This window comes from Massilia norwichensis (genome assembly GCF_024753245.1).
GTDB classification, from domain to species: Bacteria; Pseudomonadota; Gammaproteobacteria; order Burkholderiales; family Burkholderiaceae_D; genus Telluria; species Telluria norwichensis.
On the sequence record NZ_JANUGX010000025.1, the window covers coordinates 80,908 to 102,076 of the forward strand.

Annotated in this window: 20 protein-coding genes and 1 pseudogene; 19 read left to right on the plus strand and 2 right to left on the minus strand. The window is 65.5% G+C overall.

Going from position 1 to position 21,169, the window contains the following annotated elements; all coding sequences use genetic code 11:
* Nucleotides 1-82: 82 nt before the first annotated feature.
* A complete protein-coding gene (locus tag NX782_RS19185) occupies nt 83-415 on the minus strand; it encodes a hypothetical protein (RefSeq protein WP_258847084.1) in 333 nt (110 codons plus the stop codon).
* A 71-nt stretch (nt 416-486) separates the two neighbouring features.
* The gene (locus tag NX782_RS19190; RefSeq protein WP_258847085.1) at nt 487-1,170 is read right to left on the minus strand and encodes a Bax inhibitor-1/YccA family protein; all 684 of its coding nucleotides are present in this window, start codon (nt 1,168-1,170) and stop codon (nt 487-489) included.
* Between the two features lie 260 nt (nt 1,171-1,430).
* On the opposite strand from NX782_RS19190, the gene ndk reads away from it, so the two are divergent.
* From ndk to NX782_RS19285, 19 genes and pseudogenes are all read left to right on the plus strand, one after another.
* Nucleotides 1,431-1,856, plus strand: coding sequence for a nucleoside-diphosphate kinase (gene ndk / locus NX782_RS19195; protein ID WP_258847086.1), 426 nt, complete (start codon nt 1,431-1,433; stop codon nt 1,854-1,856).
* Between the two features lie 187 nt (nt 1,857-2,043).
* Nucleotides 2,044-3,213, plus strand: a complete 1,170-nt coding sequence (gene rlmN, locus NX782_RS19200; RefSeq protein ID WP_258847087.1) for a dual-specificity RNA methyltransferase RlmN — start codon at nt 2,044-2,046, stop codon at nt 3,211-3,213.
* Nucleotides 3,210-4,010, plus strand: a complete 801-nt coding sequence (pilW, locus tag NX782_RS19205) for a type IV pilus biogenesis/stability protein PilW (protein WP_308633032.1) — start codon at nt 3,210-3,212, stop codon at nt 4,008-4,010. Before rlmN ends, pilW begins: the two co-directional genes overlap by 4 nt.
* Before the next feature lie 10 nt (nt 4,011-4,020).
* On the plus strand, nt 4,021-5,031 hold the full coding sequence (locus NX782_RS19210; protein ID WP_258847088.1) for a helix-turn-helix domain-containing protein: 1,011 nt from the start codon (nt 4,021-4,023) through the stop codon (nt 5,029-5,031).
* 28 nt (nt 5,032-5,059) lie between these two features.
* Nucleotides 5,060-6,364: a flavodoxin-dependent (E)-4-hydroxy-3-methylbut-2-enyl-diphosphate synthase gene (ispG, locus tag NX782_RS19215; RefSeq protein ID WP_370661812.1), complete on the plus strand. Its 1,305-nt coding sequence runs from the start codon at nt 5,060-5,062 to the stop codon at nt 6,362-6,364.
* An 81-nt stretch (nt 6,365-6,445) separates the two neighbouring features.
* Nucleotides 6,446-7,792, plus strand: a complete 1,347-nt coding sequence (gene hisS, locus NX782_RS19220) for a histidine--tRNA ligase (protein ID WP_258847089.1) — start codon at nt 6,446-6,448, stop codon at nt 7,790-7,792.
* A gap of 30 nt (nt 7,793-7,822) precedes the next feature.
* A complete protein-coding gene (locus NX782_RS19225; protein WP_258847090.1) occupies nt 7,823-8,479 on the plus strand; it encodes a YfgM family protein in 657 nt (218 codons plus the stop codon).
* 138 nt (nt 8,480-8,617) lie between these two features.
* The gene (bamB, locus tag NX782_RS19230; RefSeq protein WP_258847091.1) at nt 8,618-9,772 is read left to right on the plus strand and encodes an outer membrane protein assembly factor BamB; all 1,155 of its coding nucleotides are present in this window, start codon (nt 8,618-8,620) and stop codon (nt 9,770-9,772) included.
* Nucleotides 9,773-9,781: 9 nt separating this feature from the next.
* Complete coding sequence (der, locus tag NX782_RS19235) at nt 9,782-11,125, plus strand: ribosome biogenesis GTPase Der (RefSeq protein ID WP_258847092.1); 1,344 nt, start codon at nt 9,782-9,784, stop codon at nt 11,123-11,125.
* A gap of 242 nt (nt 11,126-11,367) precedes the next feature.
* Nucleotides 11,368-11,604, plus strand: coding sequence for an RNA chaperone Hfq (hfq, locus tag NX782_RS19240; protein ID WP_036168820.1), 237 nt, complete (start codon nt 11,368-11,370; stop codon nt 11,602-11,604).
* A 29-nt stretch (nt 11,605-11,633) separates the two neighbouring features.
* Entirely contained in the window at nt 11,634-12,782 is a 1,149-nt protein-coding gene (gene hflX / locus NX782_RS19245; RefSeq protein WP_258847112.1) for a GTPase HflX, read from the plus strand.
* A gap of 3 nt (nt 12,783-12,785) precedes the next feature.
* Entirely contained in the window at nt 12,786-14,162 is a 1,377-nt protein-coding gene (gene hflK / locus NX782_RS19250) for an FtsH protease activity modulator HflK (RefSeq protein ID WP_258847093.1), read from the plus strand.
* Nucleotides 14,162-15,052 carry a protease modulator HflC gene (hflC, locus tag NX782_RS19255; protein ID WP_258847094.1) on the plus strand — a complete coding sequence of 297 codons (891 nt, stop codon included), beginning with the start codon at nt 14,162-14,164 and terminating at the stop codon, nt 15,050-15,052. The genes hflK and hflC overlap by 1 nt, the downstream gene beginning before the upstream one ends.
* A gap of 199 nt (nt 15,053-15,251) precedes the next feature.
* On the plus strand, nt 15,252-16,406 hold the full coding sequence (locus NX782_RS19260) for an ATP phosphoribosyltransferase regulatory subunit (RefSeq protein ID WP_258847095.1): 1,155 nt from the start codon (nt 15,252-15,254) through the stop codon (nt 16,404-16,406).
* Nucleotides 16,407-16,409: 3 nt separating this feature from the next.
* Nucleotides 16,410-17,720 carry an adenylosuccinate synthase gene (locus tag NX782_RS19265; protein WP_258847096.1) on the plus strand — a complete coding sequence of 437 codons (1,311 nt, stop codon included), beginning with the start codon at nt 16,410-16,412 and terminating at the stop codon, nt 17,718-17,720.
* A 28-nt stretch (nt 17,721-17,748) separates the two neighbouring features.
* Nucleotides 17,749-18,291 (plus strand): phosphoribosyltransferase, encoded by a 543-nt coding sequence (locus tag NX782_RS19270; protein WP_258847097.1) that lies wholly within the window; start codon nt 17,749-17,751, stop codon nt 18,289-18,291.
* 295 nt (nt 18,292-18,586) lie between these two features.
* A pseudogene (locus tag NX782_RS26545) lies at nt 18,587-19,672 on the plus strand (PAS domain-containing protein); the annotation flags it as partial.
* 223 nt (nt 19,673-19,895) lie between these two features.
* Nucleotides 19,896-20,519, plus strand: a complete 624-nt coding sequence (locus NX782_RS19280; protein ID WP_441295307.1) for a response regulator — start codon at nt 19,896-19,898, stop codon at nt 20,517-20,519.
* A gap of 29 nt (nt 20,520-20,548) precedes the next feature.
* A complete protein-coding gene (locus NX782_RS19285) occupies nt 20,549-21,151 on the plus strand; it encodes a MarC family protein (protein ID WP_258847099.1) in 603 nt (200 codons plus the stop codon).
* The last annotated feature ends 18 nt before the right edge of the window (nt 21,152-21,169 follow it).

The window sequence follows — 21,169 nt, forward strand, 5'->3', positions numbered from 1 at the left end:
TGGTAAACCTCGGGCAAATAGATAACGGTCCACGCTGCCGGACCTCGGTACGGCAGCACGGAAAAACAAAAGGGGGGCGTTATCAGGCCAGAGGCGGGCCGCGCTGCTGGAAGGGGCAGACCGCCAGCAGGCAGATGCCGGGCGTGGCCGCGAGACTGGGGACGGCGTACGCGAGCTCGGCGGGGATGAATTGCCGGACCGTGGCCGGCAGGGCGAACGCGACCTGGGCGCTGGCGGCGCACTGGCCGCACAGTTCGTGCAGGCCCGGCTTGGATGGCTTGCCGCCATTTTCGCCGGCTTGCTGGGTCAGCGATTCCTGGACGTCGGGCCAGTGCGAGTAGGCGTGGCCCAACGACAGCTGCTGCGAAACGAGCAGCAACAGCGACAGGAGTACATGGACCAGACTACGTGACATTCAGCTATTGTACATAAAAAAAGCCGGCTCACGGCCGGCTTTTGGATGCTGCGGAAGGCGCGATCGAATGCTTAGTCGCGCGAACCGAAGCCGATGCCCAGCAGACGCAGCAGGGCGGTAAACACGTTGTACAGGTCCAGGTAGATCGACAGGGTGGCGCTGATGTAGTTGGTTTCGCCGCCGTTGACCACGCGCTGCACGTCATAGATCATCCAGGCCGAGAAGATACCCATGGCCATCACCAGGGTCACCAGCTGCAGCGCGCTCAGCTGCAGGAAGATGTTGGCGATCGAGGCCAGGATCAGCACGATGGTGCCGGCGAACAGCCAGCTGCCCATGCCGGAGAAATCGCGCTTGGACACGGTGGCGATGGTCGCCATGGCCGCGAAGATCACGGCAGTGCCGCCGACCGCGCCCATGATCAGCGCGCCGCCATTGGCGAAGCCCAGGGTGTAGCGCAGCAGCGGGGTCAGCATCAGGCCCATGAAGAAGGTGAAGCCGAGCAGCACCGGCACGCCGGCCGCCGAGTTCTTGGTCTTCTCGATCGCGAAGATGAAGCCGAAGGCGACTGCCAGGAACAGCAGGGCGCCGAGGCCGCCGCCCATGATGGGCATGTGGGTGGTCAGGCCGACGTAGGCGCCGAACACGGTCGGGATCATCGACAGCGCGAGCAGCCAGTAGGTATTGCGCAGCACGCGATGGCGGACGGCGCGGCCGGCCGAGACGTCATAGGTTTTCTGCAGATTGGGGATCATGTTTCCTCCGGTTGGTGAGCTTCTATCGTTGTCCAATATGGGGACGGCTCCCGCCCATCAAAACCCCATCCCGGCTTGGTTAAGGCACTGTTAAGCCGGCGGGAATGGACGAGTATTTATTATCGCCACTGTATCACTTGCGGCATCGGCCTCGCAATATGGGATGGCGTCCGGATGTATGGTAAAATCGAAGGTTGATTGAGTTCCGAAGTTCTCGCGAAGTTCTCGATTTAAACCTTTCTTTTTATTGGAGTTTTTACATGGCAATCGAACGCACCCTGTCGATCATCAAGCCCGACGCAGTTGCAAAAAACGTCATCGGCCAAATCTATAGCCGTTTCGAAGGCGCTGGCCTGAAGATCGTCGCTGCCCGCATGGCCCAGCTGTCGCGCGCTGAAGCCGAAGGCTTCTACGCTGTGCACAAAGAGCGTCCGTTCTTCAAGGATCTGGTCGACTTCATGGTTTCCGGCCCGGTCATGATCCAGGTGCTGGAAGGCGAAGGCGCGATTGCCAAGAACCGCGAACTGATGGGCGCCACCGACCCGAAGAAGGCCGACAAGGGCACCATCCGCGCCGACTTCGCCGACTCGATCGACGCCAACGCCGTGCACGGTTCGGACGCTGCCGAAACCGCAGCCGTCGAAATCGCCTACTACTTCCCGGCGCTGAACGTCTACTCGCGTTAATCAAGGCCGCAAACTGCGGCCGCAGCCCCCGCGCAGGCGGGGGTCCAAGTTGTTTGTAAGCTGATGAAAGTTTTTCACGCTTAGCCGGTCTGCTGCGTTAAGCTGCAAACCTGCCGCAATATCCCGCTCGCCCATGCTCCCGGAGCTTGGCGGGCGGAACTTATTTTAAAGATACAGGATTCAAAACATGGCAACTCTCACCAACCTGCTGGACTTCGATCCCGCGCAGCTCGTCGCTTACTGCGCCGAGTTGGGGGAGAAGCCGTTCCGCGCCAAGCAGCTGCAGCGCTGGATCCACCAGTTCGGCGTCGCCAATTTCGACGACATGACCGACCTCGCCAAGTCGCTGCGCGAAAAGCTGAAGACCCGCGCCGAAGTCCGCGCGCCGGCCATCATCAGCGACCACACGTCCAGCGACGGCACCCGCAAGTGGCTGGTCGACGTCGGCAACGGCAATGCGGTCGAAACCGTGTTCATTCCGGAAGAGACGCGCGGCACGCTGTGCATCAGCACCCAGGCCGGCTGCGCCGTCAACTGCCGCTTCTGCTCGACCGGCAAGCAGGGCTTCAACCGCAACCTCAGCGTGGCCGAGATCATCGGCCAGCTGTGGATGGCCGAGTTCGAGCTGCGCAAGACCAAGGGCATCGAAGGCGGTCCGAAAGGCGAACGCCAGATCACCAACGTGGTCATGATGGGCATGGGCGAGCCGCTGCTGAACTTCGAACCGACCGTCACCGCGCTCAAGCTGATGCTGGACGATAACGCCTACGGCCTGTCGCGCCGCCGCGTGACCGTCTCGACCTCGGGCGTGGTGCCGAACATGGACAAGCTGAGCCAGGAATGCCCGGTGGCGCTGGCCGTCTCGCTGCACGGCTCGAACGACCCGCTGCGCGACATGCTGGTCCCGCTGAACAAGAAATACCCGCTGCGCGAGCTGATGGCCGCCTGCAAGCGTTACCTGGAATTCGCGCCGCGCGACTTCATCACTTTCGAATACTGCATGCTCGACGGCGTCAACGACACCGACGAGCACGCGCGCCAGCTGATCGCCCTGGTCAACGACCCGGTGGTCGGCGTGTCGTGCAAGTTCAACCTGATTCCGTTCAATCCCTTCCCGGAATCGGGTCTGGTGCGCTCGAAGAACCCGCGCATCAAGGCCTTCGCCCAGATCCTGATGGATGCCGGCATCGTCACCACCGTCCGCAAGACCCGCGGCGACGACATCGACGCCGCCTGCGGCCAGCTGGCCGGCGAGGTCAAGGACCGTACCCGCGTCAACGAGCGCATGAGCAAGATGGCCGAATACCAGCAGAAGTTCGGTCCGAACTTCGGCAAGATCGTGGAGATCCCTTCTTGAAGCCGGTCCTGGCCGCAAGCGCCGCCTTGCTGTTCGCGATGTCGCTGCTGTCCGGCTGTGCCGGTACGGGCGCTTCGCCGCGCGAACTGAAGACCGCTTCCGACCAGACCGCTTCCGAGAAGCGTGCCCAGATCCGCCTGCAGCTGGCGGTTGGCTACTACCAGGACCGCAAGTACGAGATCGCTCTCGACGAAGTCAAGAAGGCGATCGCCGCCGCGCCGGATTACGCCGATGCCTACGGCTTCCGCGCCTTGATCTACACGGCGATGGGCGAGAACGCGCTGGCCGACGAGAACTACCGCCACGCGCTGCGCCTGGCGCCGCGCAATCCGGACATCGCCAACAACTACGGCCTGTTCCTGTGCGAAGCCGGCGGCAAGCCGGCCGAGGCCATGAAGTATTTCGAGACGGCGCTGGGCAGCCGCGCCTACGCCTCGCCGGCCAAGGCCCTGACCAATGCCGGCAACTGCAGCCTGAAGCAAAAGAATACCGACGCGGCCGAGCGCTATCTGCTCGAGGCCTTGCGTTACGAGCCTGAGCTGCCGGCCATCCAGGCCGGTCTGGCGCGGGTCTATTTCGAGCGGCGCGATTACACCCGCGCCGGGTTTTTCATCAACCGCCTGACGGAGGCAGCGAAACTCGAGTCGCTGTCGGCCGACGTGTTGTGGCTGGCCCTGCGGGTCCAGCACATGCTGGGCGACCGGGCCATGGAAGCCACCCTCGCGGCCCAGCTGCGCAAGCGCTTCCCCGGTTCGCCCGAATACGCGGCGTTCGAGCGCGGTGCATTTAACGAGTGAGACGACGACGATGAGTTCCGAGCGTGCAGAAGAGCCGACGACGCCCGACAACCGGGGTGGACATCCAGGCAAGGTGCTGGCCGCCCAACGCGAAGCGATGGGCTGGACGGTGGAGCAGGTGGCCGATCAGCTGAAACTGGCCGTGCGCCAGGTGGTGGCACTGGAAGCGGGCGATTATGCCTCCTTGCCGAGCCCCGCCGTGACGCGCGGTTTCGTGCGTGCCTACGCCAAGCTGGTCAGGATCGATCCGGCCCCGCTGGTGGCGCAGATCGCCATCGACACCCCGGGCCAGGCCGAAGTCAACAACGCGGCTGTGCGCCGCCCGACCCCGGCCTCGTTCTCGCAGGCGAAATTCCCCTCGCACGGCAAGCGTTCTTCGCTGCCGCTGGGCTGGATCGCCGCCGCCGTCGCGGTGGTGGCGGTCGCCGCCGGTGCCTGGCATTTCGGTCTGCTTCCGGGCAGCCAGCATGCCGACACCACGGCCGCCGCCCCGGCAGCTTCGGCGCCGGCCGCGGCCGAGATGCATGGCAGTGCCACCGAAACCCTGCAGAATCCCTCGGTGCCCTTGATTTCGGTGCCGGGTCAGTCCAGTGCCCCGGCCGATGCCGCCACCGGCGCGAGCGCCCCGGCTGCGGCCCAGGGTGCAGTCGTCAACACCCCGGCAACCACCGCCACCGGCGCACCGCCGGTCGCCGGCTCGACGGCGCAGCTGAGCACGCCGCCGGCGAATCCGGTGCAGACCCAGTCGCCGGCGCAAGCCGCCGCCGCCGCGCCTGCCGCGGCCAGCACGCTGGTCTTCAACGTGCGCGAGGATGCCTGGATCGAAGTCCGGCCGGCCAAGGGCGGCACGCCGATGATCAAGCGCCTGGTCAAGGCCGGCAGCACCGAGACCCTGAACGTCGACCAGCCGGTGCGCGTCATCGTCGGCAACCCGGGCGCCGTCTCGGCCAGCCTGCGCGGTGCTCCGGTGGCGCTGCCGCTGGCGCCGGGCAAGACTTACTCGTTGGTTAATTTGCAATAACACCGAACCAAAGCGCAACATGACAGACATGAATACGATGAACTCGCCGATCCCGTCCGGCCCGCTGGCGCGCCGTGCCAGCCGCCGCGTGCTGATCCAGAACGGCGAGCGCAAGGTCTGGGTGGGCGGCGATGCCCCGGTCGTCGTGCAGTCGATGACCAACACCGATACCGCCGACGTGATCGGCACCGCGATCCAGGTCAAGGAGCTGGCGCGCGCCGGTTCCGAGGTCGTGCGCATCACGGTCAATACGCCGGAAGCGGCGGCCGCCGTGCCGGCCATCCGCGAGCAGCTGGATAAAATGGAAGTGGACGTGCCGCTGGTTGGCGACTTCCATTACAACGGCCACCTGCTGCTGCGCGACTACCCGGAATGCGCGCAGGCGCTGTCGAAGTACCGCATCAATCCGGGCAACGTGGGGCAGGGCGCCAAGCGCGACAGCCAGTTCGCCCAGATGATCGAAACCGCGATCCGCTACGACAAGCCGGTGCGCATCGGCGTCAACTGGGGCAGCCTGGACCAGTCGCTGCTGGCCCGCATCATGGATGAGAACGCCGCGCGCGCCCAGCCGTGGACGGCCCAGGCCGTGATGTACGAAGCCCTGATCACCTCGGCGATCGAGAATGCCGTGCGCGCCGAGGAAATCGGCCTGGCGCGCGACAAGATCATCCTGTCGTGCAAGGTGTCGGGCGTGCAGGACCTGATCGCCGTCTACCGCGAACTCGGCAAGCGCTGCGACTACCCGCTGCACCTGGGCCTGACCGAGGCCGGCATGGGCAGCAAGGGCATCGTCGCCTCGACCGCGGCCCTGTCCGTGCTGCTGCAGGAAGGCATCGGCGACACCATCCGCATCTCGCTGACGCCGGAACCGGGCGGCGATCGCACCAGGGAAGTCGTGGTCGGCCAGGAGATCCTGCAGACCATGGGCCTGCGCAAGTTCACGCCGATGGTGATCGCCTGCCCGGGCTGCGGCCGTACCACCTCGACCGTGTTCCAGGAACTGGCCGACAACATCCAGACCTTCCTGCGCGAGCAGATGCCGGAATGGAAGAAGACCTACCCGGGCGTGGAAGCGATGAACGTGGCCGTGATGGGCTGCATCGTCAACGGTCCGGGCGAGTCGAAGCACGCCAACATCGGCATCTCGCTGCCGGGCACCGGCGAATCGCCGGCGGCGCCGGTCTTTGTGGATGGCCAAAAGGTCGCTACACTGCGGGGCGAGCGGATCGTGGATGAGTTCAAGACGATCGTGCTGAATTACGTGCAGAAGAATTATGGGCGAGCCGGGGTTTCGAGCGACACGTCGCTCGCCGGCGCAGCGACCCAGGCGTGAGCCTGGGGCTGGAAGCCGCCGTAAGTTAACGTTGTAGGGTGGGCACCCCGTGCCCACGTTGCGCAGCAAGAGCAAATAGAAATGTCCGACAAAAAAGAGAAATTCACCGCCATCAAAGGCATGAACGACATCCTCCCGGCCGACGCGCCGCTGTGGGAACTGTTCGAAAACACCGTGGAATCCGTGCTGAAGAGCTACGGCTACCAGAAGATCGTCACCCCGATCGTCGAGGAAACCGGCCTGTTCGCGCGCGCCATCGGCGCCGTCACCGACATCGTCGAGAAGGAAATGTATTCCTTCGAAGACTCGATGAACGGCGACCAGCTGACCCTGCGCCCGGAAGGCACGGCCGGCGCGGTGCGCGCCGTGGTCGAGCACAACCTGGCCTACGACGGTCCGAAGCGCCTGTGGTACAAGGGCCCGATGTTCCGCCACGAGCGTCCGCAGCGCGGCCGCTATCGCCAGTTCTTCCAGTTCGGCGCCGAAGCGATCGGCTTTGCCGGCCCGGACATCGACGCCGAGCTGATCATGCTGTGCCGCCGCGTGTGGGACGACCTGGGCCTGGACAACATCCGCCTGGAACTGAATTCGATCGGTAACGCCGAGGAGCGCCAGCGCCACCGCGCCGACCTGATCGCCTATTTCGAAGCCAACGCCAGCGTGCTCGACGCCGAAGCCCAGCGCCGCCTGCACGCCAACCCGCTGCGCATCCTCGACACCAAGAACCCGGCGATGCAGGACATGGTGAACAAGGCGCCCAAGCTGCTGGACTACCTGGGCGGCGAATCGCTGGCCCACTTCGAGGGTCTGAAGAAGATCCTCGACGCCAACAACGTCCAGTACACGGTCAACCCGCGCCTGGTGCGCGGCCTGGATTACTACAACCGCACCGTGTTCGAATGGGTCACCGACGAACTGGGCGCCCAGGGCACGGTTTGCGCCGGCGGCCGCTACGACCCGCTGATCGAGACCTTCGGCGGCAAGCCGACCCCGGGCATCGGTTTCGCGATGGGCATGGAGCGCCTGATCGAGCTGATGAAGAGCCAGGGCGAGCCGGCCGCGCCGAGCCAGTGCGACGTCTACATGGTGCACCAGGGCGAAGAAGCGCAGATGAAAGCCTTCATCCTGGCCGAGCGCATCCGCGATGCCGGCCTGGACGTGGTGCTGCACTGCGCGACCCCGCAGGGCGCCGGCAGCTTCAAGAGCCAGATGAAGAAAGCCGACGGTTCCGGCGCCGCGTTCGCCGTGATCATCGGCGAGGACGAGGTCAAGAACGAAGTCGTCGCCGTGAAATCGCTGCGCGGCGCGGAGGGTAGCGCCCAGCAGACCAGCGTTGCCTTCGACGAGGCGGTCGACCACATCGTCGACCAGGTCATCGGCGGCGGCGAGTGCGGCCCCGACTGCGACGAGCACCACCATCACCACTAATCATTCCCAACTAGAATAGAAAAGACGTCCATGGCATACGATCTCGAAGAACAGGAACAGATAGCCAATTTCAAAGCTTTCTGGGCACGCTTTGGCAACCTGATCAGCTGGGTGCTGATCATCGCGCTGGGCAGCTACGCCGGCTACAACTTCTGGAACTCGCACAAGCGTACCCAGTCGGCCGAAGCGGCGGCGCTGTACGACCAGTTGGCCGAAGCCGCGCAAGCCAACGACAATGCCAAGGTGCAGCGCATGGCCGGCGACGTCGAAAGCAAGTTCGACGGCACCGCCTATGCCCCGATGGCCGCGCTGGTGGCCGCCAAGACCGCCTTCGACGCCAACGACCTGAAGACCGCCAAGGCCCAGCTGCAATGGGCGGTCGACCATGGCAACGACGAGATCAAGTCGATCGCGCGCCTGCGCCTGTCCGGCGTGCTGCTCGACGAAAAAGCCTACGACCAGGCGATGGCGCTGCTGAACGCCGACATCCTGCCGCAGTTCGCCGCCGAAGTGCAGGACCGCAAGGGCGATGTGCTGGTCGCGCAGAACAAGCTGGCCGAAGCCCGCACCGCCTACCAGGCCGCGCTGACCAAGATGGACAAGCGCAACCCGGGCCGCCAGATCGTGCAGATCAAGCTGGAAGCGATTGGCGGGTCGGTGCCGGCGGAAGCGAAGGCTGCAGCCTAACCGTCGTTCCCGCGCAGGCGGGAACCCAAGTTTGCATGCGTTACGGCAGCTCACGCTGAACTTGGGTTCCCGCCTTCGCGGGAACGACGTTTATATAGACGACGTTTGTAGACATTCGAAGAATAAGGCAAGAAGAACATGCGTATTACCCGGAAGCTCGTTGGTGTCGGTGTCCTCGCCCTGATGACGGGCTGCTCGACGATTAGTTCGCTGAACCCGTTCGCATCCAAGCCGAAAGGCAACCTGCCGGCGCCGCTGGTCGACCTGAAAGGGTCGATGGCCGTCCGCACCGCCTGGAAGCTGGAAGTCGGCAAGTCCCGCAACTACCAGTTCACCCCCGCGCTGGCCGGCAATACCGTGATCGCGGCCGGCGGCGACGGCACCCTGGTGCGCGCCGAAGCGGCCAGCGGCCGCCAGCTGTGGCGCGTCAAGGCCGGCATGGACCTGACCGCCGGCGTCGGCACCGACGGCAGCCTGATCGTGGTCGGCGGCGAGAAGGGCACGCTGCTGGCCTTCGACATGGACGGCAAGCAGCTGTGGAAGACCCAGCTGTCGAGCGAGATCCTGTCCTCGCCGGTGGTGGCGCAGGGCGTGGTGGTGGCGCGCAGCGTCGACAACCGCATCGTCGGTGTCGATGCCGCGACCGGCCAGAAGAAATGGACCGTGCAGCGCGCCGCGCCGCCGCTGACCCTGCGCCTGGCGCCGGGCATGGTGGTGCACGACAAGGACGTCATCATCGCCCAGCCGGGCGGCAAGCTGCTGTCGCTGCTGGTGGCGACCGGCGCGCCGCGCTGGGAAATCGAAGTCGGCGTTGCCCGCGGCGCCACCGAACTGGAACGCATGACCGACATCGGCGGCTACCCGGTGGTCTTCGAAAATGACGTCTGCGCGGTGTCCTACCAGGGCCGCGCCGGCTGCTGGGACCTGCTGACCGGCAGCCCGCGCTGGACCCGCGACCTCTCGTCGCAGGTTGGCGTGGCGGTCGACCAGCGCTTCGTCTTCGCGACCGACGACAAGGGCGCCGTCTACGCCTTCAACCGCGATGGCGGCACCAGCGCCTGGAAGAACGACAAGCTGGCCTTCCGCGGCGTCTCGACCCCGGTCTCCTATGGCCGCACGGTCGCGGTCGGCGACTATCAAGGCTACGTGCACTTCCTGTCGCGTGAGGACGGCGCCTTCCTGGCCCGCGCCGCCACCGACGGCAGTGCGATCAGCTCGACGCCGCTGGTCGCGGATTCGAACCTGATTTTTCAAACACAAAACGGAACCGTGACAGCGATCGCGGTGGAATAAGATACTTACATGAAGCCGGTAATTGCACTCGTAGGACGCCCGAACGTCGGGAAGTCCACACTCTTCAACCGCATGACCCGCTCGCGCGACGCGCTGGTGGCGGACCTGCCTGGCCTGACGCGCGACCGTCACTACGGCGAGGGCCGCATGGGCGAGCGGCCTTTCCTGGTGATCGACACCGGCGGTTTCGAACCGGTCGCCAAGGAAGGCATCATGCACGAGATGGCGCTGCAGACGAAGCAGGCCGTGGCCGAAGCGGACATCGTGATGTTCATCGTCGACGGCCGCCAGGGCCTGACGCCGCACGACAAGACCATCACCGACTTCCTGCGCAAGTCCGGCCGCAAGGTCATGCTGGTCGTGAACAAGAGCGAGGGCATGAAGTACACCAGCGTCACCGCCGAGTTCTATGAGCTGGGCATGGGCGACCCCTATGTGATCTCGGCCGCCCACGGCGACGGCGTGCTCGACCTCGTCAACGAAGCGATCGACGAAGCCGCGACCCTGCGTCCGGCCGAGGAAGCGGAATTCGATCCGGCCGACCACGGCGTCAAGATCGCGCTGGTGGGCCGCCCGAACGTCGGCAAGTCCACGCTGATCAATACCCTGGTCGGCGAGCAGCGCGTGATCGCCTTCGACATGCCGGGTACCACCCGCGACTCGATCGAGGTGCCGTTCGAGAAGGGCGGCAAGCACTACACCCTGATCGACACCGCCGGTATTCGCCGCCGTGGCAAGGTGTTCGAAGCGGTCGAGAAGTTCTCGGTCGTCAAGACCCTGCAGTCGATCTCGGAAGCCAACGTGGTCGTGCTGATGCTCGACGCCCAGGCCGACATCGCCGAGTCGGATGCCCACATCGCCGGCTTCATCCTGGAGTCCGGACGCGCACTGGTGGTCGCCGTCAACAAGTGGGACGGCCTGACCTCCGACCAGCGCGACCAGGTCAAGAACGACATCGACCGCAAGCTCGACTTCCTGGGCTTTGCCGAGACCAAGTTCATCTCGGCGCTGAAGGGCACCGGCATCAATCACCTGATGAAGGCGATCGACACGGCGTACGCCGCGGCCACCGCCAAGCTGTCGACCCCGCGCCTGACCCGCGCGCTGCAGGAGGCGATCGAGAAGCAGGAGCCGAAGCGCAAGGGCAGCACCCGCCCGAAGATGCGCTATGCCCACCAGGGCGGCCAGAACCCGCCGATCATCGTCATCCACGGCAATGCGCTGGATGGCATCACCGAGCCGTACAAGCGTTACCTGGAAAAGCATTTCCGCGACACCTTCGACCTGATCGGCACGCCGCTGCGCATCGAACTTCGCAGCGGTAAGAACCCGTTCGCAAAAGGCCAGGAATAAGATCTTTCCGTCGTTCCCGCGGAGGCGGGAACCCAAGTTCTGCCCGTATCGACGAACCCGGCTGCCCGCCTTCGCGGGGATGACGTATTAAGCCAGATCTAACCGTACGAGTACGACAGAAAACGCCAAAACAGGTTACAGTAGCCGCGGGACATCATTCACAAAATGAGAATGTTGACCCAGGCACTTGAAAACTGGCGTAGCGCCACAATTTTTATACGACAACAACATACGGAGCTGTTATGAGCAATAAAGGGCAACTGTTACAAGACCCATTCCTGAACGCATTGCGTAAGGAGCACGTCCCCGTCTCGATCTACCTGGTCAACGGGATCAAGCTCCAGGGACACATCGAGTCCTTCGACCAGTACGTGGTTCTGCTCCGTAATACCGTCACCCAGATGGTCTACAAGCACGCCATTTCCACCGTCGTTCCCGCTCGCGCCGTCAACCTCAACCTCGAACAGGACGCCGAGTAAGGCCGATGGCAGACGTCTCCGGTAACACCATGCGCGCCGCATTGGTCGGCATCGACTTCGGGACTGGCGATTTCAAGGCCAGTCTCGAAGAACTGGCACTGCTGGCGCGCTCCGCCGGAGCGGAGCCGATCACCACGATCACCGCAAAACGCAATAGTCCCGATCCCGCGCATTTCGTCGGCAGCGGCAAGGCGGACGAGATCGGCCAGGCTTGCCTGGCCGAGCGGATCGAAATCGTCATCTTCAACCATGCGCTCTCGCCGGCCCAGCAGCGTAACCTGGAAAAGCGCCTGAACGTCCGGGTGCTGGACCGCACCAGCCTGATCCTCGACATCTTCGCCCAGCGCGCCCAGAGCCACGAGGGTAAGCTGCAGGTTGAGCTGGCCCAGCTGCAACACCTGGCCACGCGCCTGATCCGCGGCTGGACTCACCTGGAGCGCCAGAAGGGCGGTATCGGCCTGCGCGGCCCCGGTGAAACCCAGCTCGAGACCGACCGCCGCCTGATCGGCGAGCGCGTCAAGATGCTGCGCACCCGCCTGGCCAAGCTGCGCAAGCAGCACGAGACCCAGCGCCGTTCGCGCGGCCGCAACCAGACTTTCTCGGTGTCGCTGGTCGGCTATACCAACGCCGGCAAGTCGACCCTGTTCAACACCCTGACCAAGGCCGGGGTGTACGTCGCGAACCAGCTGTTCGCGACCCTCGATACCACCAGCCGCCGCCTCTACCTGGGCGAGGAAACCGGCAACGTGGTGATCTCCGATACCGTCGGTTTCGTGCGCGAACTGCCGCACCAGCTGGTGGCCGCTTTCCGCGCCACGCTGGAAGAAACCATCCATGCCGACCTGCTGCTGCACGTGGTCGACGGCTCCTCTCCGGTGCGGATGGAGCAGATCGAGCAGGTCAATGAGGTGCTGCGCGAGATCGGCGCAGACCACATTCCGCAAATCCTTGTCTGGAACAAGATCGATGCGGCCGGGCTGGAGCCCGGGGTGGAACGTGATGAATATGATAAAATCAGCCGCGTTTTTATCAGCGCCCACAGTGGGGCAGGCCTGGATCTGCTGCGCGACGCCATCGTCGAAGCAGCCCGCGCCGAGCCCGGCGAAGCCGCTGATCCCGCGATTGCGCTGGCTGACGCCGAGCATATTCCGAACTCCACCCATGTGGGTCCACACTAGCCTATGTCACTGCACGACCCCCGTTGGGGCCACAATCCGAAATCCGGCGACAAGCCGAAAGCCCAGCAGGGCAAGGGCCCCGGCAACGACGGCCCACCCGACCTCGACCAACTCTGGCGCGACTTCAACCAGCGTTTGAACCGCCTGTTCGGCAAGCGCGGCGGCAGCGACGGCGGCGGCTACCGCCCCGATGCGCGCGGCGTCGGCGTCACCGCTTCGGTGGTCGGCGCCATCCTGCTCCTGATCTGGCTCGCCAGCGGCGCCTTCATCGTGCCGGAAGGCCAGGTCGGCCTGGTCAGCACCTTCGGCGAACTCTCGCACAAGACCGGCGCCGGTTTCAACTGGCGCTGGCCGGCCCCGATCCAGTCGCACAAGATGGTCAACGTGGCCCAGATCCAGACCGTGGAACTCGGCTATCGCGCCAACGTGCGCAACAAGCAGGCCAACGAAGCGCTGATGCTGACCGCGGACGAGAACATCGTCGACGTCCAGCTCTCGGTGCAGTACAAGGTGGTCGATCCGGTGGCATGGGCATTCAACAACAGCGATACGGTCGAGACCGTGCGCGACGCCGCCGAGACCGCCACGCGCGAACTGGTCGGCCGCAGCAAGATGGATGCGCTGCTGTTCGAAGGCCGCGACAAGCTGGCCGGCGAGGCCCAGCGCATGATCCAGCAGATGCTTGCGCGCTACAAGATGGGCGCCGAGATCACCGGCGTGACCGTGCAATCCCTGAGCGCGCCGGAGCAGGTCGCCGCCGCCTTCGAGGAAACCGTCAAGGCCCAGGAAGACCGCAACCGCGCCCGCGCCGAGGCGCAAGCCTATGCCGACGACGTGATCCCCGAAGCCAAGGGCCGTGCCGCGCGCATGAAGCAGGATGCCGAAGCCTACCGCGCCACCACCGTCAACACGGCCGAAGGCAATGCCGCCCGTTTCAACCAGGTCGTGGCCGAGTACGCGAAAGCGCCCGCCGTCACCCGCGACCGCATGTACATCGACACCATGCAGCAGATCTTCTCCAGCACCAGCAAGGTCATGATCGACGCCAAGGCGGCTGCGACCATCAACCTGCCGCTCGACCAGATGCTGACCCGTTCGGTCGCCAACGAAGCGGCGATGGGCAGCCGGTCCGGCCCGGTGATCCCACCGGCGCAGGCGGTGCCAGGCCAGCAGCCGGTCCCGAACGTCGGCACCGTCACCGTGAACGGCAACGCGGCCCAGGCGCAAGCCCAGCCGCAAACGCAAGCCCAGCCGCAAGCCCAGGCCCAGGCGCAGCCGCAAAATCAGCCGGCACCGGCACAGGAAGCGCATCCGTCCGAATCGGTGCGCAAGACCGATCCGCGCAGCCGCGAATCTTCGCGTGAAAGGGAGACCCGCTGATGAACCGCCTGATATCGATCGCCATCGGGGCGGCCATCGTCCTGACCCTGTTGAGCTCGAGCGTATTCGTGGTCGACCAGCACCGCTTTGCCGTGGTGTATGCCCTCGGCGAGCTGCGTGAAGTGATCCAGCAGCCCGGCCTGCACGTCAAGCTGCCGGCGCCGCTGCAGAACGTGGTCTACCTCGACAAGCGCCTGCAGACCCTCGACACCGCCGACGGCGAACGCTTCCTGACGGCAGAGAAGAAGGATCTGCTGGCCGACGCCTTCGTCAAATGGCGCATCAGCGATCCGCGGCAGTACCTAACCGCGACCGGCGCCGGCAGCAGCCAGAACAGCGCCGAACGCGGCGCCGAGCGCGTGGCCCAGGCCGTGCAAGTGGCCATGAATGCCGAGATCGGCACGCGCAAAGTCGGCGATGTCCTGTCCGGCCAGCGCGCCCAGATCGACGCCGCGCTGCGCGAACGCATCGCCGCGGCCGGCCGCCAGATGGGTGTCGAGATCGTCGACGTGCGCCTCAAGCGCGTCGACTTCACGGCCCAGGTGAGCGGCGCCGTGATCGAACGCATGAAGGCCGACCGCATCCGCGCCGCCAACGAAACCCGCTCGACGGGCCAGGCCGAAGCCGAGGAAATCCGCGCCGACGCCGAGCGCCAGCGCGCCGTGATCCTGGCCGAAGCGGTGCGCGACGCCGAGACCATCAAGGGCGAGGGCGATGCGAAAGCCACCCAGATCTACACCCAGTCCTTCGGCAAGAACCCGGAGTTCTACCGTTTCTACCGCTCGCTCGAAGCCTACCGCGCGACCTTCAAGAGCCGCAGCGATGTGCTGGTGCTGGACTCGAACTCGGAGTTCTTCAAGTATTTCAAAGGCCCGGGCGCGGGCAAGTAATCCGTAGGGTGGGCACCCCGTGCCCACGCATGCCGCCCGCATTTCGCATGCGTTCGCGTGGGCACGGTGTGCCCACCCTACAACTTTCTGCGCCATTCCAGCTTGGTTTTCGGTTAAAATCGTCGATTCGGCGCAGAATACGCGTGCAAAGCCGCGCATTCTGTTGACCAATCTTTAACAACTCCCATTCGCTTTGCCCATGCCTACCTGGCTACTGCCCGAGAATATCGCCGACGTCTTGCCGTCCGAAGCGCGCAAGATCGAGGAACTGCGCCGCCTGATGCTCGACACCTTCCGCACCTACGGATATGAGCTGGTGATGCCACCGATGCTCGAGTACGTCGAGTCGCTGCTTGCCGGCGCGGGGCAGGACACCGATTCCAAGACCTTCAAGCTGGTCGACACGATGAGCGGCCGCCTGCTCGGCCTGCGCGCCGACATGACCACCCAGGTCGCCCGCATCGACGCCCACCTGCTGAACCGCGACAGCGTGACCCGCCTGTGCTACGCCGGCACCGTGCTGCACACCCGCCCGTCCGGCCTGCACGCCACCCGCGAGCAGCTGCAGATCGGCGCCGAGATCTACGGCCATGCCGGCCTCGAAGCGGATGCCGAGATCCAGGAACTGGCGCTGGCCTCGCTGGCGCTGGCCGGCTTCGAGTCGCCGCGCCTGGACCTGTCGCACGCCGGCGTGCTGCGGGCGATCCTGGCCGAAGACGCCATGGCCAGGCGCGACGAGCAGCTGCTGCACGGCCTGCTGAAGGCCAAGGACATGCCGGGCCTGGCCGAGGCCACCGAACACTACGCGAGCGCGACCCGCGCCGCCCTGATGGCGCTGCCGAACCTGTATGGCGACGTCGAGGTGCTGGCGCGTGCCAGGGAACTGCTGCCGGCGCTGCCGGGCATCACCCGCGCGCTGGCCGAACTGGCGGCGCTGGCCGCTGCCATCGGCGGCCGCGCCCAGATCGCGATCGACCTGGCCGACCTGCGCGGCTACCAGTACGAGAGCGGCGCCATGTTCGCGCTCTACGTGCCGGGCCTGCCGAACGCCGTCGCCCGCGGCGGCCGTTACGACCACGTCGGCGAAGCCTTCGGACGCGCGCGTCCGGCCACCGGCTTCTCGCTCGACCTGCGCGAGCTGGCGCGGCTGCTGCCGACCGCCGACCGCAAACACGCCATCCGTGCGCCGTGGGGCAATGCGCCCGAGCTGCGCGAAAAAATCGCCGAACTGCGCAATAGCGGTGAAGTCGTGATCCAGTCCATGCCGGGTCACGAGAACGTACAGGACGAGTTCGAGTGCGACCGTGTGCTCGTCCTCGAACAAGGAAATTGGATTCTCAAAAACTTAGGTTAAGTGATGTCAAATACTGCTAAGAACGTCGTTGTCATCGGCACCCAATGGGGCGATGAGGGCAAGGGTAAGATCGTCGACTGGCTCACCGACCACGCCGCCGGCGTGGTGCGTTTCCAGGGCGGCCACAACGCCGGCCACACGCTGGTGATCAATGGCCAGAAGACGGCACTCCAACTGATCCCGTCGGGCATCATGCGCGAAGGCGTGGCCTGCTACATCGGCAACGGCGTGGTGGTGTCGGTGCCGGACGTGATGCGCGAAATCGACAAGCTGGAAGCTGCCGGCCTCGAAGTCGCCTCGCGCCTGAAGATCTCGGAAGCCTGCCCGGTCATCCTGCCGTACCACGTCGCCATCGACGTCGCCCGCGAAGCCAAGCGCGGCGTGAACAAGATCGGCACCACCGGCAAGGGCATCGGCCCGGCCTACGAAGACAAAGTGGCGCGCCGCGCGATCCGTATCGCCGACATGCTGAACGAGACCCGCTTCGCCGAGAAGCTGCGCGAGAACCTGGACTACCACAACTTCGTGCTGACCGGCTATCTGGGCGGCCAGGCAGTGGACTTCCAGAAGACCTTCGACGATGCGATGGCCCTGGTGCCGCGCCTGCGTCCGATGGTCGGCGACGTCTCCTCGGCCCTGTACGCCGCGCACAAAGCCGGCGGCAGCCTGCTGTTCGAAGGCGCGCAAGGCTCGCTGCTGGACGTCGACCACGGCACCTATCCGTTCGTGACCTCGTCGAACTGCGTGGCCGGCAACGCCGCCGCCGGTTCGGGCGTGGGCCCGGGCATGCTGCACTACATCATGGGCATCACCAAGGCCTACACGACCCGCGTGGGTTCGGGCCCGTTCCCGTCCGAGCTGCCGACCGACGCCGGCGTCGGCGAGCACCTGTCGCGCGTGGGCCACGAGTTCGGCACCGTGACCGGCCGTGCGCGCCGCTGCGGCTGGTTCGACGCCGCGCTGCTGCGCCGCTCGGTCCAGATCAACGGCGTGACGGGCATGTGCCTGACCAAGCTGGACGTGCTGGACGGCATCGAGTCGCTGAAGCTGTGCACCGGCTACAAGATCGACGGCCGTGACGTCGACATCTTCCCGGTCGGCGCCGAAGAAGCCGCTGCCTGCGTGCCGGTCTACGAAGAGATGCCGGGCTGGACCGAGTCCACCGTGGGCGCCAAGACCATGGAAGAGCTGCCGGCGAACGCCCGCGCTTACATCAAGCGCATCGAAGAACTGGTCGGTGTCCCGGTCGACATGGTGTCGACCGGCCCGGACCGCGTGGAAACCATCGTGCTGCGTCACCCGTTCGCCGCCTGATTCGAATAAAAACAAGGAATATAGATAGATGAATACTCCTGCATCGACCGACAAGGACCTGTGGGTCTCCTGGGACGAGTACAACCGCCTGGTCGAGCGCCTGGCGCTGCAAGTCTACGAATCGAACTGGAAGTTCGACATGGTGCTGTGCCTGGCGCGCGGCGGCGTGCGTCCGGGAGACGTGATCTCGCGCATCTTCGACGTGCCGCTGGCGATCCTGTCGACCAGCTCCTACCGCGAAGAAGCCGGCACCAAGCAGGGCAACCTCGACATCGCCAAGTACATGACGATGACCAAGGGCCCGCTGGCAGGCCGCATCCTGCTGGTCGACGACCTGGCCGACTCCGGCGTGACCCTGCAGAAAGTGCGCGAGCACCTGCAGACCAACTACCCGGACGTCAGCGAAGTGCGCTCGGCCGTCATCTGGGTCAAGGGCACCTCGACCTTCAAGCCGGACTACCACCTGGAAGACCTGCCGCACAACCCGTGGATCCACCAGCCGTTCGAAGACTACGACGGCCTGCGTCCGCACCAGCTGGCGGCATGGATGAAGAAGTTCGAGAAGAACTGATCGAGTTGCCGTTCCCGACACTGTCGGAAACGGCCCCCCGCGCAGGCGGGGGAGCAAGCTGAATCGGGGCCCGCGCCCCGATTTTTTTTGGCCCAGCTTGAGTATTTGTTATCATTGCCGGCTGCAACACTCACGCCCCGGAGCCCCCGTGCAAGATCCCCTGTTGAATGCGAGCGGCGACCTGCATACGCTCCTGTCCGAAGTCGACTGGACCCAATCGCCGCTCGGCGAACCCGGCACCTGGCCCGGCCCGCTGCGCACCGTGCTGGAGCTGATGCTCAATTCGAACGCCGCCATGTTCCTGGTGTGGGGGCCGCAACGTACCTTCCTGTACAACGGCGCCTACCTGCCGGTGCTGGGCGCCAAGCATCCGCAGGCGCTGGCGCGGCCGATGCAGGAGAGCTGGGCCGAAGTATGGGACGAGGTTGGCGCCTTGCTGGACCGGACTTTCGGCGGCGAATCGCTGCACTTCACGCGCCATCCTTTCACGATCCTGCGCAACGGCGCCCTGGAGCAGGCCTGGTTCGATTTCTCCTACACCCCGGTCTACGTCGACAAGGGCAAGGTTGGCGGTGCCCTGTGCGTGCTGACCGAGGTGACCCAGCAGGTGCGCGCCGAGGGCGCCCTGCAGCAGCAGGTGGAGCAACTACGCCAGCTGTTCCAGAACGCGCCCGGCTTCATGGCCCTGCTGCGCGGCCCGCAGCACCGCTTCGAACTCGCCAACACGACCTATCGCCACCTGATCGGCGGCCGCGATCCGATCGGCAAGCCCTTGCGTGAGGTGCTGCCCGAACTCGAGAGCCAGGGCTTCTACGAGTTGCTCAACCAGGTGTACACGAGCGCCGAGCCCTATGTCGGGCGGCGCGTGCCGGTGCGGCTGCAGCGCGCGAGCGGCGGCGGCATGGAAGTGCGCTGGGTCGACTTTGTCTACCAGCCGGGGTTCGACCAGGCGGGCGCGGTGTGCGGCATCTTCGTGCAGGGCGGCGACGTGACCGACCACGTCGAATCCGAGTTGCGCTGCCAGCAGGCGGCGGAGATGGCGGCGCGCCAGCGCGACCGCCTGGACACGCTGCTGGACACGGTCCCGACCGGCATCATGATCGCCGACGCCAGCGGCAAGCTGGTCAGCGGTAACCGGATGATGGAGCGCATCTGGGGCGCCGGCTATCCGATGTCCGAGAGCTGGCAAGAGTATGCCGCCTACAAGGGCTGGTGGGCCGACAATTCGGCACGCCACGGCCAGCCGGTGATGCCCGCCGAGTGGCCGATGACGCGCGCCCTGCGCGGCGAGGAAGACGTCAAGGGCATCATTGACATCGAACCCTTCGACCAGCCCGGCACGCGCCGTACCGTCATGATCTCGGCCGCGCCGCTGCGCGATGCGCTCGGCAATGTGGACGGTGCGCTGGTGACCCATTTCGACATCACCGAGCAGGTGCGGGCCGATGCCGCGCTGCGCGAAAGCGAAAGCCGTTTCCGCGCCATCGCCAACGCGATTCCGCACATGGTGTGGTCGAACCTGCCGGACGGCACCCACGATTTCTATAACGAGCGCTGGTTCGAGTACACGGGTTTCACGGCCGGCTTCGAGAACAGGGAGCAGCGTGGGCTCGATGCCGCTGCCCTATGTGTTCGACATCTTCACCCAGGGCGTGCGCACGCCCGACCGTTCCCAGGGCGGCCTCGGCATCGGCCTGGCGCTGGTGAAGAGCCTGGTGGCCCTGCACGAGGGCCAGGTGCGGGCGCAGAGCGCGGGCCCGGGCAAGGGCAGCGTGTTCGAAGTCGAACTGCCGCTGCTGGTGCAAAGCAAAGCCGCCGAGCCCGATGCGGGCAGCCAGCCGGCGTCCGGCGCCGGCAAGGCCGCGCGCACCAAGCGCATCCTGGTGGTGGACGACAACGTCGACGCTGCGAACAGCCTGGGCGAACTGCTGGCGCTGCTCGGCCACGAGGTCGTGGTCCGCTTCGACGGCAAATCGGCGCTGCGCGACGCCGCCGCCTTTGCGCCCGACGTGCTGGTGCTGGACATCGGCCTGCCCGACATGGACGGCTACGAACTGGCGCGCCGCCTGCGCAGCGTAGCGGCCACCGCGCAAGCCCGCTACCTGGCCCTGACCGGCTACGGCCAGGCCCACGACCGCACGCTGGCCCACGCCGCCGGCTTCGACCACCACTTCGTCAAGCCGGTCGACATCGTGACGCTGCAGGCCGTGCTGGATGCGGACGGCTGACCAACACATCCTTCATATAAAATCGCTTCATGACTCAAAGCTTTTTCCAGACATTCATCCTGCTGCTGCTCGTCACTGACCCCTTCGGCAACGTGCCCCTGTTCGTGACCGCGCTGAAGGACGTGCCGCCGGTACGCCGGCCGCGCATCGTGCTGCGCGAGTGCGCCATCGCGTTCCTGCTGCTGCTGATCTTCATGTTCTTCGGCCGCCACTTCCTGGCGGCGCTGCAGCTCACCGACATCTCGCTGCGCATCGGCGGCAGCGTGATCCTCCTGATCATCGCGATCCGCATGATCTTCCCGCATCCGGACGGCGTGCTGGGCCGCAGCAATGGCGGCGAGCCCTTCATCGTGCCGCTGGCGATCCCGGCGCTGGCCGGGCCCTCGGCGCTGGCCACCGTGCTGCTGTTCACCTCGAACAATGTGGAAGAGGTGATGGTCCACGTGGCCGCGCTGGCTGCCGTCGGCGTGGTCTGGCTGGCGGTGTTCCTGGCCGCCGAGCGGCTGCAGAAGGCGCTCGGCGAACAGGTCATGACCGCCTTCGAGCGCCTGATGGGCCTGATCCTGACGGCGATGTCGATCGAGATGCTGCTGGGCGGTATCCGCTCCTTTGTCAAGACCCTGCACCAATAAGCTTCAACACCACCACGA